This is a genomic window from Herbidospora sakaeratensis (assembly GCF_001570525.1).
Classification (GTDB): domain Bacteria; phylum Actinomycetota; class Actinomycetes; order Streptosporangiales; family Streptosporangiaceae; genus Herbidospora; species Herbidospora sakaeratensis.
The window spans coordinates 35860-54252 of sequence record NZ_BBXC01000008.1 but is presented as its reverse complement, the minus strand read 5'-3'; the positions used below and the strand labels follow the sequence as shown (position 1 = coordinate 54252).

The 18393-nt window shown below is 76.7% G+C and carries 3 protein-coding genes; all 3 read left to right on the top strand.

Annotation, left to right across the window (positions count from 1 at the left end; translation table 11 throughout):
• The first annotated feature begins 4 nt into the window (after positions 1–4).
• From AW271_RS06090 to AW271_RS06080, 3 genes are read left to right on the top strand one after another with little or no spacing between them, the layout of a single operon-like run.
• Positions 5–205: an MbtH family protein gene (locus AW271_RS06090; RefSeq protein ID WP_062333256.1), complete on the top strand. Its 201-nt coding sequence runs from the start codon at positions 5–7 to the stop codon at positions 203–205.
• A 10-nt stretch (positions 206–215) separates the two neighbouring features.
• Complete coding sequence (locus AW271_RS06085) at positions 216–11237, top strand: non-ribosomal peptide synthetase (RefSeq protein WP_062333252.1); 11022 nt, start codon at positions 216–218, stop codon at positions 11235–11237.
• Positions 11234–18391 carry a non-ribosomal peptide synthetase gene (locus tag AW271_RS06080; protein WP_063817890.1) on the top strand — a complete coding sequence of 2386 codons (7158 nt, stop codon included), beginning with the start codon at positions 11234–11236 and terminating at the stop codon, positions 18389–18391. The genes AW271_RS06085 and AW271_RS06080 overlap by 4 nt, the downstream gene beginning before the upstream one ends.
• Positions 18392–18393: the final 2 nt, after the last annotated feature.

Genomic DNA, 18393 nt, shown 5'->3' with positions numbered 1-18393 from the left:
ACAGATGCCCGCGCAGGAGAGGTTCCTGGTCGTGGTCAACCACGAGGAGCAGTACTCGGTCTGGTTCGCCGACCGTGAGCTGCCCGCCGGATGGCGGGCGGAGGGCACGGAGGGCACCCGCGAGGAGTGCCTGGACCACATCGAGCGGGTCTGGACCGACATGCGCCCGCTGAGCCTGCGGCTGCGCATGGCCGAGTCCGGCTGAAGGGAGGCCCATGTCCACGCCCGTCCCCGAGCTGATCGCGGCCCAGGCGGCCAGGACCCCCGGCGCCGTGGCGGTCGAGTGCGGCCCGCGGCGTCTCACGTACGCGGAGCTCATGGCGTCGGCCGGCGCTCTGGCGCACCGGCTGCGCGAGCTGGGCGTGCGCCGCGGCGATCCGGTCGCGGTCGCCGTGCCGAGGGGCGTCGAGCTGGTCGCGGCGCTCGTCGGCGTGCACCTGTCCGGCGCGGCCTATCTCCCGCTCGACCCGGGCCACCCGGCGGAGCGGCTGGCGTACATGGTCGGCGACTCCGGGACCCGGGTGCTGGTCACCACGGGCGCGGCCGGGCCGCCGCCCACCGGCGCGGCGGTCGTGCGCATGGACGACCTCCTCCCGGCGCCCTTCTCGGCGGCGGCGGCGCATCCGGACGACCCGGCCTACCTGATCTACACCTCCGGCTCGACCGGACGGCCCAAGGGCGTGCTGGTCTCGCACCGCGCGCTGGCCAACTTCGTCGGCTCCATGCGCGAGCGCCCCGGCCTGCCCGCCGGGACGGCGTTCCCGGCCGTGACCACCGTGGCGTTCGACATCGCGGCGCTGGAGGTGTTCCTGCCGCTGGTCACCGGCGGCACGGTCGTCGTCGGCACGGCCGAGGACGCGCGCGACCCCGGCCGGCTGGCGGCGCTGCTGGCGCGGATCGGCGCCACCGCCATGCAGGCCACCCCGGCGACCTGGCGGCTGCTCCTGGACGGCGGCTGGACCCCGCCCGCGGGCTTCACCGTCCTGTGCGGCGGCGAGCGGCTGCCCCCCGAACTGGCCCGCCGCCTGCTCGCGGCCGGGGTCGTCCTGTGGGACCTGTACGGCCCGACCGAGACCACGGTCTGGTCGTCGACCGCCCGCCTGGGCGGCGACGGGACCGTCGACTTCGCCCCGGTCGCCAACACCACGCTGCACGTCCTGGACGAGCGCATGCGCCCCGCGCCGACCGGCGAGCTGCACATCGGCGGCGACGGCGTGGCGCTGGGCTACCACGCCCGCACCTCGCTGACCGCCGACCGGTTCGTCCCCGACCCCTTCGCCGCCGCCCCCGGAGCCCGCCTCTACCGCACCGGCGATTTGGCCCGCTCGCATCCCGGCGGCCGGATCGAGATCCTCGGCCGGGCCGACGACCAGATCAAGATCCGCGGCCACCGCATCGAGCCCGGCGAGATCGAGGCGCTGCTCACCGGGCACGAACGGGTGCGCGCCGCCGTCGTGCTGGCCATTCCGGCGGGCGACGGCGACCCCCGCCTGACGGCCTACGTGGAGCCGGCCGGGCCGGTCTCCGACGACGAGCTGCGCCGCCACTGCGCCCGCTTCCTGCCGCCCTACCTGATCCCCGCCGACGTCGTCACGGTCGAGCGGTTCCCCCTCACGCCCAACGGCAAGGTCGACCGCGCCGCGCTGCGCGTGCTGGTCCCGTCGGCGCCGATCGAGGGGCGCGCACCCGCGACCGAGGCCGAACACGCCGTGGCGCGGGCCTTCGCCGACGAGCTCGGCCGTGCGCCGATCCCCGCGACCGCCGACTTCTTCGCCCTGGGCGGCCACTCGTTGTCGGCCGTCCGGGTGACCGGGCGGCTGGCCGCCGAATGGGGGGCCGACCTGCCGGTCGCCGACCTCTTCGAGGCCCGGACCGTGGAGGCGCTGGCCGCCCGGCTGGAGAAGGCGGGCGGCCTGCGGCCGATCCCGCCCGCCGGCCTCGGGCCTCATCCGCTGTCGCACGAACAGCGGCGCATGTGGATCCTGCACCAGCTGGATCCCGCCGGGACCGCGTACACCGAAGCCTTCGCGGTGCGGTTCCCCGGGCCGGTGGACGAGCAGCGCCTCCGGTCGGCGATCGGCCGCCTGGCGGCCCGCCACGCCGTGCTCAGGACCCGGTACGCGCCCGGCCCGGACGGCGAGCCGCACCAGGTGGTCGAGCCCGCCGGGCCGGTGGCCGAAGGCGGGCCCGGCCCCTTCGACCTGGCCGCCGGGCCGCCCGTGCGCGTGCGGGTCGAGCCCACGCCGGACGGCGGGCGGCGGGTGCTGTTCACGCTGCACCACATCGCCACCGACGACCGCACCCACGAGGTGCTGGCGCGGGACCTGCGCGCCCTCTACGACGGCGACGAGCCCGCGCCCCCGGCGGTGGGCTACGGCGACTACGCCGCCTGGCAGCGTGACCGGACCGGGGAGCCGTCGCGCTACTGGCCCGACCGCCTGGCCGGGCTCGAACCCGTCGAGCTGCCCGCCGACCACCCGCGCGCCGACGCCGGGCGGCGGGCCGCCGTGCTGGCGTTCGACGTCCCGGCGGCGCTGGAGACCGGCCTCGCCCGGCTCGGCGGGGCCTGCGGCGCGACGCCGTTCATGACCGCGCTCGCCGGGTTCCTCGCCCTGCTCGCCCGCTGCACCGGCCGCGACGACGTGGCCGCCGGCGTGCCGATCTCGCTCCGGAGCCGCCCCGAGCTGGACGACGTCGCGGGCCTGTTCGTCAACACCGTCGTGATCCGGGCGGCCGTCGGCCGCGACACCTCCTTCGCCGACCTCGTGTCGGCGGTCCGGGACGCGGCAGAGGGGGCGCACGCGCACGCCGAGACGCCCTTCGACCTGGTCGTCGAGGCGCTGACGGCGCATCGCGAACCGCTGTTCTCGGTGATGTTCGTCTGGCACGAGGAGTCGGCGCACGGCGTCGAGGGCGTCGCCCCGGCCGAGGCCAAGTTCGACCTGGTCTGCCACGTGACCCGCCGGGCGGGCGGCGGGTGGTCCGGCCGCCTGGAGTACGCCGCCGACGTGTTCGAGGAGACGTCCATGACCGCCCTCGCCGGCCTCTACGTCCGGCTGGCCGAGGCGGCCGTCGCCGCGCCGGGCACCCCCGTCCGCCGGTTGCCGCTGTCGGTCGGCCACCTGCCGGAACGGCCGATGGCGGCGGCCGGAGGCAGCGTGCTGGACCTGATCGCCGCGCCCGCCGCCGACCGGATCGCGGTCCGGGACCCGGCGGGAAACCCGGCACTCACCTTCGGCGAGCTCGACGACCGGGCCGGCCGGCTCGCGTCGCGGCTGCGGGACCTCGGCGTGCGGCGCGGCACGCTCGTCGCCGTGCGGCTGCCGCGCGGCCCCGGGCTCGTCGTGGCGCTGCTCGCCGTGCTCAGGGCGGGGGCGGCCTACGTCCCGCTCGATCCGGCGCACCCCGAGGCCCGGTTGCGGCAGGCGCTGGCCGACTCGGGCGCGCCGCTGCTGATCGCCTCGGCGGACACGCCGGGAGTGCGCACGCTGAACCCGGACGACCCCGCCGAACGGGCCGCGATCGACGCCTGCCCGCCCGCCCCGCCCCCCGACCTCGGCCCGGACGACCTGGCCTACATCGTGTACACCTCCGGCTCCACGGGCCGGCCGAAGGGCGCCATGGTCACCCACGGCGGCCTGGCCAACTACACCCGGTGGGCGGTCGACGCCCTGCGACCCGACGACGGCGCGGGCTCGCCCCTGCACACCTCCATCGCCTACGACCTGGCCCTCACCGCCCTCTATCCGACGCTGGCCGCCGGGGCGGCGGTCCGGCTGGTGGAGGAGTCGCCGGGCGTCGAGGCGCTCGCCCGCGCCCTGCCCGGCGGCCCCTACGGCACGCTCAAGCTGACCCCCACCCACCTGGGGCTGCTCGCCGCGACCGTACCGGCCGCGACGCTGGCCGGGGCGGCCCACTGCCTGGTGGTCGGCGGGGAGGAACTGCGCGGCGAGACCCTCGCGCCGTGGACCGCCCACGCGCCCGACACCCGCGTCGTGAACAGCTACGGCCCGAGCGAGACGGCCGTCGCGTGCTGCGTGCACGAGGTCAGGGCCGGTGACGTGCGCCCGGGGCCGCTGCCGATCGGCGCCCCGATCCCCGGCGCCGCGGTGCACGTGCTCGACGACGCGCTGGCCCCGGTGCCGCCGGGTGTGGCAGGCGAGATCTACATCGGCGGCCGGGGGGTGGGACGCGGCTATCTCGGCGACCCCCGCCGCACCGCCGACCGCTTCGTGCCCGACCCGTTCGCGGCCGAACCGGGGGCGCGCCTCTACCGCACGGGCGACCTGGGACGGCGCGGCCCTGACGGCACGCTGCTCTTCCACGGCCGCGCCGACGGGCAGCTCAAGGTCGACGGCCACCGCGCGGAACCCGGCGAGGTCGAGGCCGTGCTGGCCGCCCATCCCGACGTGCGGGCCGCCGCCGTCCGGCTCGACCGGTCGGACCCCCGTGCGCCCCGGCTCGCCGCCCACGTCGTGCCGGCCCGGCCCGGGGTGGAGCCGTCCGCCCTGCGGGCGTACGCCGCCGAGCGGTTGCCGGCCCATCTGGTGCCCGCCCTCTGGGGGTTCCTGGACGAACTCCCGCTGCTCGGCAACGGCAAGATCGACCGGCGGGCGCTGCCCCGGCTGACCCCGCCGGAGACGGCCGGGCACGTCCCGCCCGCCACCCCGGCCGAGCGGGTGATCGCCGAGGTGTGGGCCGACCTGCTCGGGGTCGCGAAGGTGGGCCGCGACGACGACTTCTTCACGCTCGGCGGCCAGTCGATCCTGGCCACCCGCGCCGTCGCCCGGCTGCGTGAGCGGTTCCCGGCGCCGATGTCGATCAGGGACGTGTTCGCCGCCCCCACGGTCGCCGCGCTCGCCGACCTGCTCGCGGCCCGGGTGCGCGTCCAGACGGAGGAGCTGTTCGGCCCGGCGGTGCTCGCCCGCGCCGAACCCGAGGCGGCCGGGCCCGCCGTCACCCCGATCGGCCCGGCCGACCGCTCGGGCCCGCTGCCGTTGTCGTCGGCGCAACGCGGGTTGTGGGTGCTCGACCGCCTGCGTCCCGGGGGCGCCGAATACCTCGTGACGACGGCGCTGCGGTTGCGCGGCCCGCTCGACGCCGGGGCGCTGGGCCGGGCGCTGGCCTCGGTGGCCGCCCGGCACGAGATCCTCCGCACCCGCTACGTGGTGACCGGCGACGGGGAGCCCGCGCAGGTCGTCGACCCGCCCCCGCCGCCCTTCCCGGCCGTCGAGGACGGCGACCCGGCGGCCGTGATCGACGCCGAGCTGGCCACCCCGATCGACCTCGAACGCGGCCCGGTGTTCCGGGCCCGGCTCGTGCGCGTCGCGGCCGAGGAGCACGTGCTCGTCCTGACCGTCCACCACATCGCCACCGACGGCTGGTCGAGCGGGATCGTCGCCGCCGACCTGGCCGCCGCGTACGCCGGGGCCGACCTGCCGGTTCCGGAGGTGCAGTACGCCGACTACGCCGCCTGGCAGCGGGCCCGGCTCGCCGGCCCGGCGCTGGAGCCGTCGCTCGCCTACTGGCAGGACACGCTCGCCGGGCTGGAGCCGACCGAGCTGCCGGCCGACCGGCCGCGTCCGCCGGTGGCCGATCACCGGGGCGCGGTGCTGCGTTTCGACGTGCCGCCCGGCCTGGCCGCCCGGCTGGAGGAGGTCGCGGCGCGGGCGCGGGTGACGCCGTTCACGGCCTACCTGGCGGGCTTCCTGGCGCTGCTCGCCCGGTACACCGGACGGCCGGACGTGGCCGTCGGCGTGCCCGTCTCCGGCCGGGACCACCCCGGCACCGAGAACCTGGCCGGCTGCTTCGTCAACACCGTCGTCATGCGCGCCGACCTGGGGGGCGACCCGTCGTTCGCGGACCTGCTCGACCGGGTGCGCGAGGTGACGGCCGCGGCCCGCCGCCACGGCGACGTGCCGTTCGAGCGGCTCGTGGAGGAGCTGGCGCCCGACCGCGACCTGTCGCGGCACCCGCTGTTCCAGGTGCTGTTCGCCTTCCGGGAGTCCGGCGAGGAGCGCTTCGCCCTCCCGGGCCTGGAGGTGTCGGCGGAGCCGCTGCCGTGGCGCACCGCCAAGTTCGACCTGACGATGGAGCTGACGCGGCGGCCCGAGGGCGGCCTGACCGGCGAGATCGAGTACGCCACCACCCTGTTCGACCCGGCCACGGCCGACCGGATCGGCCGCCACTACCGCGCGCTGCTGGAGTCGGCGGCCCGCACCCCGGCCGCCCCCGTGGCCGCGCTGGAGATCCTCGACCCGGACGAACGCCACGCGCTCACCGGCGGCGCGGCCGGTCCCGTCGTCGGCCGGGGCGACGCCTGCCTGCCCGAACTGGTCGGCCGGCAGGCCGCGCTGACCCCCGGCCGTCCCGCCGTCGAGCACGAGGGCACGGTCGTCAGCTACCGCGACCTCGACGCGGCGGCCAACCGGCTGGCCTGTCACCTGCGCGACCTGGGCGTGGGCCGCGACGACGTCGTGGGGGTCTGCCTCGGCCGGCGGCCCGAGCTGGTCACGGCCCTGCTCGGGGTCATGCGGGCGGGCGCGGCCTACCTGCCCCTGGACGCCGCCCACCCCGCCGAGCGGCTGGCCTGGACGCTGCGCGACTCCGGCGCGAAGGTGGTCATCGTCGGCGGCCCGGACTCGCCCGCCGCCGGACACGGCGTGCCCGAGCTGGCGCCCTCCGACGCGGACGGCCACGCCGGCGACCGGCCCCCCGTCGTCACCGACCCCGACGGCCTGGCCTACGTCATCTACACCTCGGGGTCCACCGGCCGTCCCAAGGGCGTGGGCGTCACCCATCGCGGCATCCGCAACCGGGTGGCCTGGACCGTCGCCGCGCACGGGCTCGGCCCGGCCGACCGCCTGCTGCAGAAGACGGCCCTCACCTTCGACGCGTCGGTGTGGGAGTTCCTCGGCCCGCTCGTGTCGGGCGGCACGGTCGTGCTGCCGGAGGACGGCGTCGAACGCGACCCCCGGCGGATGGCCGAGGTGCTGGCCGACGCCCGGATCACGGTGCTCCAGGGGGTGCCGTCGTTCTACCGCACGCTGGCCGACGCCCCCGGGCTGGAGCGCTGCACGACCCTGCGGCTGCTGTTCTCGGCCGGGGAGCCGCTGCCCGGGGAGCTGGCCGAGCGGCTGGCGGCCCGGCTGGACACCGACGTGGTCAACACCTACGGCCCGACGGAGTGCTCGATCGACGTGACGGCGTGGGCGTACGAACGGGGTTCGGCGCCCGCGACCGTCCCGATCGGGCGGCCCCTCGACAACACCCGGGCCGTCGTGCTCACCCCCGACGGCGGGCTCGCGCCCGTGGGGGTGCCCGGCGAGCTGCACGTCGCCGGAGACGGGCTCGGCCGGGGTTACCTCGGGCGGCCGGGGCTGACCGCCGACCGGTTCGTGCCCGACCCGTACGGGCCGCCGGGCGCGCGCGCCTACCGGACCGGCGACGTGGTGCGCCGCCGGGCCGACGGCGTGCTGGAGTTCGTCGGCCGGGCCGACCACCAGGTCAAGATCCGCGGCGTGCGGGTCGAGCTCGGCGAGGTGGAGGCCGTCCTGGGCGCGCATCCCGCCATCGCCGCGGCCGTCGTGGACGCCCGGCCCGGCCACGACGGGCTGCCCCGGCTCGTCGGCTACGTGGTGCCGCGCCCCGGCGCCGACCCGCACCCGGGGCCCCGGGAGTTCCTGCTGGCCCGGCTGCCCGAGCCGTTCGTGCCGTCGGTGTTCGTCACCCTCGACCGGCTGCCCCGCACCACCAGCGGCAAGGTCGACCGGGCCGCGCTGCCCGAACCCGACGCCTCCCGCGCAGGGGAGACCGTGGTGCCGCCCCGCACCCCGCTCGAACACACCGTGACCGAGGCCATGGCCGAGGTGCTGGGCCTCGGCGTCGTGGGCGTGACCGACGACTTCTTCGCGCTCGGCGGCCACTCGCTGCTGGCCGTCAAGGTCGCGGCCCGGCTCGACCTGCCGGTGCGCGCGATCTTCGAGGACCGCACCGCCGCCGCCCTGGCCGCCCGCGTCGGCGCGCTCGGCGAACGCACCCCGGGCGCGGTGATCCCGCGCGTCACCGCGCCGGGCCCGGTCCCGCTCTCGTACGCCCAGCAGCGCCTCTGGTTCCTCGACCTGCTCGACCCGGAGAGCTCCCGCTACCACCTGACGTGGGCGTTCCGGCTGACCGGACGGCTCGACCTGACGGCGCTCGAAGGCGCGCTGACCGCCCTGGTCGCCCGCCACGGCGCGCTCAGGACCCGGTACGTGACCGGCCCGGACGGCGAACCGCTCCAGATCGTGGACCCGCCCCGGCCGGTGCCCCTGCCGGTGACCGACCTGGCCGGACGGCCGCTGGCCGCCGTCCTCAAGGCGCTCGCCAACGAGCCGTTCGACCTGCGGGAACGCGCGCCCGTCCGGCCCCGTGTGATCAGGGTCGGCCCTGATGAGCACGTCTTCGCCCTCACCCTGCACCACATCGCGGGCGACGCCTGGTCGGAGGGCGTCATGGCGCGCGAGCTGTCCGCGCTGTACGGGGCCCTGACGGCGGGCCGGCCGGCCGACCTCGGCCCCGAGCCGCTCCAGTACGCCGACTACGCCGCCTGGCAGCGCGCCCACCTGACCGGCGACCTGGTCGAACGCAGACTGGCCCACTGGCGTGACCGCCTGGCCGGGCTGCGCCCGCTGGACCTGCCGAGCGACCGGCCCCGGCCCCTCACCCGCGACGACCGGGGCGCGGCGATCACCTTCGCCATCCCGCCCGAGGTCGCCCGGCCGCTCGTGGAGCTGGGCCGCCGCCACGGGGCCACCGCGTTCATGACCTTCCTCGGCGTGTTCGGCGCGCTGCTCGGCCGCTACACCGGGGCCACCGACCTGGCCGTCGGCACCCCGGTCGCCGACCGGGGCCCGGCGGAACTCGACGACGTCGTCGGCTTCTTCGTCAACACGGTCGTCGTCCGCCTCGACCTGACCGGCGACCCCACGACGGAGGAGCTGATCGGCCGGGCGCGGGCCGCCGTGCTCGACGGGCTCGGCCACGAGTTGCCCTTCGACCGTCTGGTGGAGGAGCTCGCGCCGAGACGGGACCCGTCGCGGTCGCCGCTGGTCGACGTGCTCATGGAGGTGCGCGAGTCACCTGCGGAGCGGCCCGAGCTGGCCGGGCTGACGGCGGAGCCGGTCGGGGTCGAGCGCACCACGTCCAAGTTCGACCTCACCCTGACCCTGACGGCCGAGCCCGGCGGCGGCTTCTCCGGCGAGATCGAGTACGCCGCCGCGCTCTTCGACGAGGCCACCGTCCGGCGGCTGGCCGGGCACTTCCGCACCCTGGCCGCCGCCGCGTCGGCCGCGCCGCACCGGCCGGTCGGCGGGCTGGACGTCCTGGACGGGCCCGCCCGCCGCCTGCTGCTCGACGAGTGGAGCCGGGGCGAGAGCTGGGGCGACGGGCTGGGCGTGCGCGAGTGCCTGCACGAGGCGTTCGACGCCCAGGCCGCCCGCACCCCCGACGCCGTGGCCGTGGTCGCGGGGGAGGAGCGGCTGACCTACCGCGAGGTGGCCGCGCGCAGCCGCGACCTGGCCCGGCGGCTGGTCGCGGCGGGCGTGCGGCCGGAGTCGCCGGTCGCGGTCCACCTGGAGCGCACCGCCTCGGTCGTGGTGGTGCTGCTCGCGGTGCTCCGGGCGGGCGGCGTGTACGTGCCCCTCGGCACCGGCCAGCCCGCCGAACGCCTGGCGCTGATCCTGGCCGACCTCGGCCCGGCGGTGCTGCTGACCGAGGAGCGCCTGCGCGGGCGGCTGGGCGAGCCGGGCGTGCCCGTCGTGACGGCCGACGACCCCGGCGCGGCGGTCCCCGTCGGGCCGCCGCTGCCGCCGGGCGACCCGGAACGGCTGGCGTACATGATCTACACGTCGGGTTCCACCGGCCGCCCCAAGGCCGTCATGGTGTCGCACCGCGCCTACACCCACCACTGCCGGGTCATCGCCCGGCTGCACCGCATCGGCGCGGGCGACCGGGGCGTGCTGCTGTCGGCGCTCACCTTCGACCTGGCGATGGAGCAGCTCGCGGCCGTGCTGCTGGCCGGCGGCACGCTGGCGATCAGCGACGCCGAACGTTTCTGGGCGCCGTCGGAGGCGCCCGACCGGCTGGCGGAGAACGGCGTGTCGTTCGTGTTCTTCACCCCCGCCTACCACCGCGAGGTCATGGACGGCGACCCGCCCCTCGACGGCCTGCGCATGCTCCAGGTCGGCGGCGAGGCCGTCACCTACGACGACGCGAAGCGGTGGTTCGGCCCCGGCCGGGAGGGCGAGTTCGTCAACTCCTACGGCCCCACCGAGACCACGATCGTCTGCCTGACCCACTCCGTGACCCCGGAAGAGGCCGCGGCCGCGCCCCCGGGGAGCGGGGTGCCCATCGGGCGGCCGGTGCCGGGCACCCGGGCGTACGTGCTCGACGAGCGGCTGAACCCGGTGCCGCCCGGCGTCGTGGGGGAGTTGTGCATCGGCGGGCCCCGCCTCAGCCGGGGCTACTTCCGCCGGCCGGGGCTGACCGCCGACCGGTACGTGCCCGACCCGTACGGCCCGGCGCCCGGAGACCGCCTCTACCGGACCGGCGACCAGGTCAGGCACCGCGCCGACGGCGTGATCGAGTACGTCGGCCGGGTCGACGCCCAGGTGAAGCTGCGCGGGCTCCGGATCGAGCTCGGGGAGATCGAGGCGGCGCTGGCGGGCCATCCCGACGTCCAGGCCGCCGCGGTCACCGTGGCGGAGGTGGCCCCCGGCGACCGCCGTCTCGTGGCCTACGTGGTGCCGCGCCCCGGAGCCGCCGGCCGGCCCGGCGACCTCGCCGCCCACCTGCGCGAGCGGGTGCCCGACTACATGGTGCCCGGCCTCTGGACCACCCTCGCCGAGCTGCCGCTGAACAGCAGCAAGAAGGTCGACCGCCGGGCGCTGCCCGCGCCCGACCTCGCCACCTTCACCGCGCACGGCGGCGGGACCGCCCCCCGCAACCCGGTCGAGCAGGCCATCGCGGAGTCGTGGGCGGAGGTGCTGGGCGTGCCCTCTGTGGGCGTCGACCAGGACTTCTTCCACGTCGGCGGGCACTCCCTGCTCGCCACCCGCCTGCTGGTCCGCCTGCGCGACCTGTTCGGCCTCGACATCCCGCTGCGCACCCTGTTCGAGGCCACGACCGTGTCCGCCCAGGCCACCGCACTGGAGAAACTCGCCGACGCGTCGGCGACGACGCAAGGAGAACGGCAGTGACGGACCAGGAACTGAGCGCCGGCGTCAGGTTGCTGCACGAACGGCTCCTGCGGGCGCCGCGGGTCGCCGCCCCCGAACCGGCCATCGCCCGCGCCGACCGCGACGGCCCGCTGCCGCTGTCGTCGGCGCAGAGCGGGCTCTGGGTGCTCGACCAGCTCCGCCCCGGCGGGGCCGACTACCTGGTCCCCATCGCGCTGCGGCTGCGCGGCGACCTGTCGGCCGTCGACCTGGGCGGGGCGCTCGACGAGCTGGTGCGCCGCCACGAGATCCTGCGCACCCGCTACGCCGTGGCCGACGGGGGCGAGCCCGTCCAGGTGATCGACCCGCCCGCGCCGGTCGGGCTGCCCCTCGACGACCTCACCGGGGCCGCGCCCGGCGCGCTGGAGGAGCTGCTGGCCGCCGAGGCCGCGCGCCCCGTCGACCTGGCGACCGGCCCGGTCCTGCGGGCCCGGCTCATCCGGCTGGCCGACCGCGAGCACGTGCTGCTCGTCGTGGTGCACCACAGCGCGATGGACGGCTGGTCCATCGGCCTGCTGGTCGGCGAACTGGCCGCGCTCGCCGGCGGCGGCCCGCTGCCGGAACCGGATCTCCAGTACGCCGACTACGCCGCCTGGCAGCGCTCCCGGCTGGCCGGGGAGCCGATGGAGCGGGAGCTCGACCACTGGGCCGCGCGCCTGCGCGGCCTGCCCGCGCTGGAACTGCGCACCGACCGCCCCCGCCCCGCCGTCTGGCGGCCGGCCGGGCGCAGCGTGCGGTTCCGGGTCCCGGCCGACGTGACCCGCCGGGCGGCGGCGGTGGCCCGTGATCACCAGGCCACGCCGTACATGGTCTACCTCGCGGCCTTCTGGACGCTGCTGCACCGCTACACCGGTCAGGCCGACTTCGCGGTCGGCTCGCCCATCGCGGGGCGCACCACGGCCGAGACCCAGCGCATGATCGGCTACTTCGCCAACATGATCGTGTTGCGCGCCGACCTGTCGGGGGAGCCGACCTTCGCCGAGCTGCTGGGCCGGGCCCGCGACACCGCGATCGACGCCTACGCCCACCAGGAGGCGCCGTTCCAGCGCGTCGCCGACCGGATCGGCGCGGGCCGCGACCTCTCCGGGCACCCCCTCTTCGGAATCAGCTTCGCGCTGCAGACCTACGACCCGATCCGGTTCCACGCCGGCCCGGTGTCGGGCGAGCCGGTGCCGGTGCCGTCGCGGCAGGCCAAGTTCGACCAGACCTGGACCCTGGAGGAGCAGCCCGACGGCTCGCTCTCGGGCGAGGTGACCTTCCCGGACGCGCTCTTCGACGCCGCCACCGCCCGCCGCATGGCCGACCACTACCTGCGCCTGCTGCGTGAGGCCGTCATCGGCCCGGCCCGCCGGATCGGCGAGTTGCCCCTGATGAGCGCGCCGGAGGTCGCGGAACTGGTGCGGCCCCCGGTCACCGCCGCCCCCGACGGCCCCTGCCTGCACGAACGCTTCGCCGCCCAGGCACGGCGCACCCCGGGCGCGACCGCCGTCACCGCCGGCGGCCGCCACCTCACCTACGGCGAACTCGACGCCCGCGCCAACCGGCTGGCCCACCGGCTGCGCGAGCGCGGCGCCGGGCCGGAGCGGCTCGTCGGCATCCGGCTGCCCCGGGGCGAGGACCTGCTCGTCGCCCTGCTTGGCGTGCTCAAGGCGGGCGCCGCCTACCTGCCGCTCGACCCCGACCTGCCCGCCGACCGCCTCGCGTTCCTCGTCCGCGACGCCGGTGCCCGCCTGGTCGTCACCTCGGGCGCCCTGCCCGGGCTGCCGTCCGACGCCGAGGTGGTCGTGCTCGACGACCCGGCCGAGGCCGCCGTCATCGCGGCCCAGCCCGCCGAGGCCCCTTCGGTGGACGTGGTTCCGGGCTCCCTCGCGTACGTGATCTACACCTCCGGCTCGACCGGCCGGCCGAAGGGCGTGGAGGTGACGCACGGGAACGTGGTCCGGCTGTTCACCGCCACCGAGGCCGACTTCGGCTTCGGCCCCGGCGACGTGCACGCGCTGTTCCACTCCTTCGCCTTCGACTTCTCCGTCTGGGAGATCTGGGGCGCGTTCCTGTACGGCGGCCGGCTCGTCGTCGTCCCGTACGAGACCTCCCGCTCCCCGTGGGACCTGGCCGCGCTGCTGGCCGCCGAGGGGGTCACGGTGCTCAACCAGACGCCCTCGGCGTTCCGGTCGCTGATCGAGCTCGCCCAGAGAGGCGAACCCGTCTCCGACCGGCTGCGCCTGGTCGTCTTCGGCGGCGAGGCGCTCGACGTCGAGATGCTCCGCCCCTGGTGGGACCGGTTCGGCGACACCACGCCGCGACTGGTGAACATGTACGGCATCACCGAGACGACCGTCCACGTCACCCGCCGCCCGCTCACCGCCGCCGACCTGGCCGCCGCCGAACGCAGCCCCATCGGCGGCCCGCTGCCCGACCTGGCGAGATACGTCCTGGACGAGCGGTTGCGGCCGGTCCCGCCCGGCGTGCCCGGCGAGCTGTACGTCGGCGGCGCCGGCGTCGCGCGCGGCTACCTCGGCCGGCCCGCGCTCACCGCCGCGCGGTTCGTGCCCGACCCCTTCGGCCCGCCCGGGTCGCGCCTCTACCGGTCGGGCGACAAGGCGTGCGTGCTGCCCGGCGGCGAGGTCGCCTTCCTCGGCCGCACCGACGACCAGGTCAAGATCAGGGGCTTCCGCATCGAGCTGGGCGAGGTGCGCGCGTGCCTGGCCGACCATCCGGAGGTCGACCAGGCGGTCGTCGTGGCCGACGAGCCGGTTCCCGGCGAGCGGCGGCTGGTGGCCTACGCCGTGCCCGCCGCCGGAACCCGCCCGGAGGTCGCCGCCCTGCGCGCCCACCTGGCCGACCGGCTGCCCGGCTACATGGTCCCGGCGGTGTTCGTGCTGGTCCCGGCGCTGCCGCTGACCACGAGCGGCAAGGTCGACGTGCGCGCGCTGCCCGCGCCCGAGGCCCCGGCGCGCGGGAGCGCGGCTCCCCGCACCGCCGAGGAGAAGGCCATGGCCGAGATCTGGGGCCGGGCGCTGAACGTCGACGGGGTCGGCGTCGACGACAACTTCTTCGAACTCGGCGGCGACTCGATCCGCGCGGTCCGGCTCGTCGGCCTGCTGCGCGCGAACGGCTTCGACCACTCCGTCCGCGACCTGTTCAAGCACCAGAGCATCGCCGAGCTGACCCGGCACGGCGGGGACGGCGGCGCGGGCGGCGCCCATGTGCCGACGCCGCCGTTCGTGCTGGTCGGCGCGGACGACCGCCGGGAACTGCCGCCGGGCGTCGCGGACGCCTACCCGATGTCCCAGGTCCAGGCCGGCATGGCCTACGAACTGCTGGCCGACCTCGGCGCCCGGCCCTACCACAACGTCACCAGCTACCTGATCCGCGACGACGGGCCCTTCTCGGCCGCCGCGTTGTCGACGGCGCTCGACACGCTCGTGGCCCGCCACGAGATCCTGCGCACCTCCTTCGACCTGGGCTCCTACACCGAGCCGCTCCAGCTCGTGCACCGCGAGGCCACCCCCGAGTTCGGCCACCGCGACCTGCGCGGCCTGCCGTCCGCCGAGCAGGACGAGCGTATGGAGGCGTTCCGGGAGCGCGAGCGCGACCGGGTCTTCGCCCTCGACACCGCGCCGCTGCTGCGGGTGCACGCCCACCAGGTCGCCGACGACCGCTGGTACCTGTCGCTGACCGAGTTCCACGCCATCCTCGACGGCTGGAGCCACAACTCGCTGGTCACCGAGCTGCTGGCCGCCTACCGCGCCGTCCGGGCGGGCGAGACCCCCTCGGCCCCGGCCACCGGCGCGGTCCGGTTCGCCGACTTCATCGCGCAGGAGCGGCGCAGCCTCGCCGACCCCGCCGACCGCGCCTTCTGGCAGGGCCGGGTGGCCGGGGCCGACCCGCTCGTCATCCCGGCGGGCTGGGCCGACCCCGACGGGCCCGAGTCCTACTCGGTCACGGTGCCCTACCGGGATCTGGAGGAGCCGCTGCGGGCGATGGCGGCGGCCGCCGGGGCCTCGTTCAAGAGTGTGCTGCTGGCCGCGCACCTGGCCGTGTGGCGCACGCTCACCGACTCCGAACGGTTCTTCTGCGGGCTCGTGTGCAACGGCCGGACCGAGGCCGAGGGCGGCGACCAGGTGCGGGGCATGTTCCTCAACCCGGTGCCGTTCGTCGCGCCCACCGGCGCGTCGACCTGGCTCGACCTGGTGAAGGCGGTGTTCGCCGAGGAGGTGGAGCTCTGGCCGCACCGCCGATTCCCGCTGCCGGAGATGCAGCGCGTGTTCGGCGACGGCGAGCGGCTGATCGGCGTGGCCTTCAACTTCCTCGACTTCCACGTGCTCGACCGCGTCATGGTGGACACCGCCGGCAGCACCGACGTCAGCCCCAACGAGTTCCCGCTGGCCGTCTCCACCCAGGGCGGCGGGCTGCTGATCATGGCGCAGTCGGCCTGGGTCGGCCGCCGCCACGCCGAGCTGCTCGGCCGGATGTACCGGCGGGCGCTGACCCTGATGGCCGCCGACCCCGACGGGCCGCTCGGCGTCCCGCTGCTGCCGCCCGTCGAACGGGCCCGGCTGCTGGCCGAGGGCAACGACACCCGCGCGCCCCAGCCGTCGCTCGCGGTGCACCGGGCCGTCGCCGGACGCGCCGCCGCCCGGCCCGGCGCGGTCGCGGTCGAGACGGCCGCGGAGCGGGTGACGTACGGGGAACTGGAACGGCGGGCGCTGAGCTGGGCGGGCCGGCTGCGGGAGGCCGGGGTGCGCCCCGGCGACCTGGTCGCCCTGTGCCTGCCCCGCACGGCCGAGTCGATCGCGGCGCTGCTCGGGGTGCTGAAGGCGGGCGCGGCGTACGCGCCGGTCGACCCGGGCCACCCCGTCGCGCGCATCGCCGGGCTGCTGACCGACACCCGGGCCCGCGCCCTCGTCACGACCCCCGGGATCGCCGGGTCGCTGCCGCCCGGCGGGCCCGTCGTGCTCGTGCCCGGCCCCGACCACCCCGGGATCATCGAGTCCGAGACGCACCCGGAGGAGACCGTCTACGTCGTGCACACCTCCGGCTCGACCGGGCGGCCCAAGGGCGTCATGGCCCGGCACGGCGCGCTCGCCGACCGGGTCGCCTCCATGCGCCGCCACCTGCGCCTGTCCGAGGACGACGCCGTGGCGCTCGTGGTGCCGATGGTGACCGACGTGGCCCAGCTGGCCGTCTTCGTCGCGCTCACCGGAGGCGGCCGGCTCGTGCTCGCCGGGGACGACTTCGCCCGCGACCCGCTGTCGCTGGCCGGGCTGCTGCGCGACAGCGGGGCCCGGTTCATGCAGGCGTCACCCACGACCTGGCGCATGCTGGCCGAATGCGGCTGGCGGCCGCCGAAGGGCTTCCGCCTGCTGTCGGGGGGCGAGGCCATGGACGCCGACCTGGTCCGCCGCCTGCTCGGCACCGACGCCGAGGTGTGGAACAACTACGGCCCCAGCGAGGCGACCGTCTTCTGCTTCGGCACCCGCCTGTCGGGCGGCCGCGCCTGGACGCAGGCGGCCAACACCACGACGTACCTGCTCGACGAGCGCCTCGAACCGGTGCCCGCCGGCGTGCCCGGGCAGCTCTACGTCGGCGGCGCCGGCCTGGCCGCCGGCTACCTGCGGAAACCGGCCGCCACGGCGGACGCCTTCCTCCCCGACCCGCACGGCGCGGTCCCGGGCGGGCGGATCTACGCCACCGGCGACATCGGCCGCCGGACCCCCGAGGGCCACATCGAGATCCTCGGCCGGCGCGACCACCAGCTCAAGATCCGCGGCTACCGCGTCGAACTCGGCGAGATCGAGAACACCCTCGCGGCCCACCCCGGCGTGGTCGCGGCGGTGGCCCACCCCGTCCCCGGCCCCGAGGGCGAGAAGCAGCTCGCCGCGTACGTCATCGGCCCCGCCGACCCCGGCGAACTGCGCGCCCACCTGGAGGACCGGCTGCCCGCCTACATGGTGCCGACCCTCTTCGTCGCCATGGAGTCGTTCCCGCGCCTGCCCAACGGGAAGGTCGACCGCGCGGCCCTGCCGGTGCCGTCGGGGCTGCGCCCGGAGGTGACCACCCCGTACGCGCCGCCGGAGGGCGAGACCGAGACCGCCATCGCCGCCGTCTGGGCCGACGCGCTCGGCATCGAGAAGGTCGGCCGCGACGACGACTTCTTCGCCCTTGGCGGCCACTCCCTGCTCACGCTGCGCATCATCGCGCGGCTGCGCCGGGAGCACGGCGTCCACCTCACCTTCCGCGAGTTCCTGGCCTGCCGCACGGTGCGCGGCCTGGCGGCCACGGCGGACGGCGACGCCCCGGCCGCGCGGCCGCCCGCGTTGTTGTGGCTGGGCGGCGCGGGGGAGGGCCCGCCGCTGTTCTGCGTGCACCCCGGCGGCGGCAGCGCCCGGTGGTACCTCGACCTCGCCGACGCCCTCGCGCCCGGCCGCCCGCTGGCCGCGTTCGAGTATCCGGGCCTGCACGGCGACCACGGCCCGGCGGGCAGCGTGGCCGAGATCGCCCGCATGTACGTCGAGGAGATGCGCGCGGCCCGGCCCGCCGGTCCCTACAACGTGGTCGGCTGGTGCGGCTCCAGCGGCATCGCCTGGGAGATGGTCCGCCGGCTCACCGCCGCCGGGGAACGGGCCCAGCTGATCCTCATCGACCCGGTCGTCGACACCTCGCTCCGGGACAACGCGGCGCTGGTGGCCAACGTCGAGCTGTTCCGCCGCGCTGAGGACCTGTTCGCCTTCCTGCGCGACGGCGCCGACGAGCGGCGGCTCGCCGAGGCCCGCGCCGAGCTGGTGAACGTGCTGCGCGGCGTGGTGGACGACGGCGACGTCGTGTTCGAGGAGCAGGACCTCGACGACGCCTGGGTGCACCGGCTGCGCGCCTGGCGCGAACTGCTGGAGGTGCGGCTGCACTACCGCTTCCCCCGCCACCCCGGCCGGGTGCGGCTGATCCTGAGCGAGGAGCTGGCCTCCGGCGACCTCGACGGCGTGCTCACCCAGCGTTTCGACGACTACCTGGAGCAGTGGCGGCGGCTGGCCGCCGACGTGAGCGTGCACCTGACCCCCGGCGACCACCGGGCGGCGCTGCGCCGGCCGCACGTGTCCGCGCTGGCCGCCACGCTGGCCGAACTCGTAGAGGAGTGACC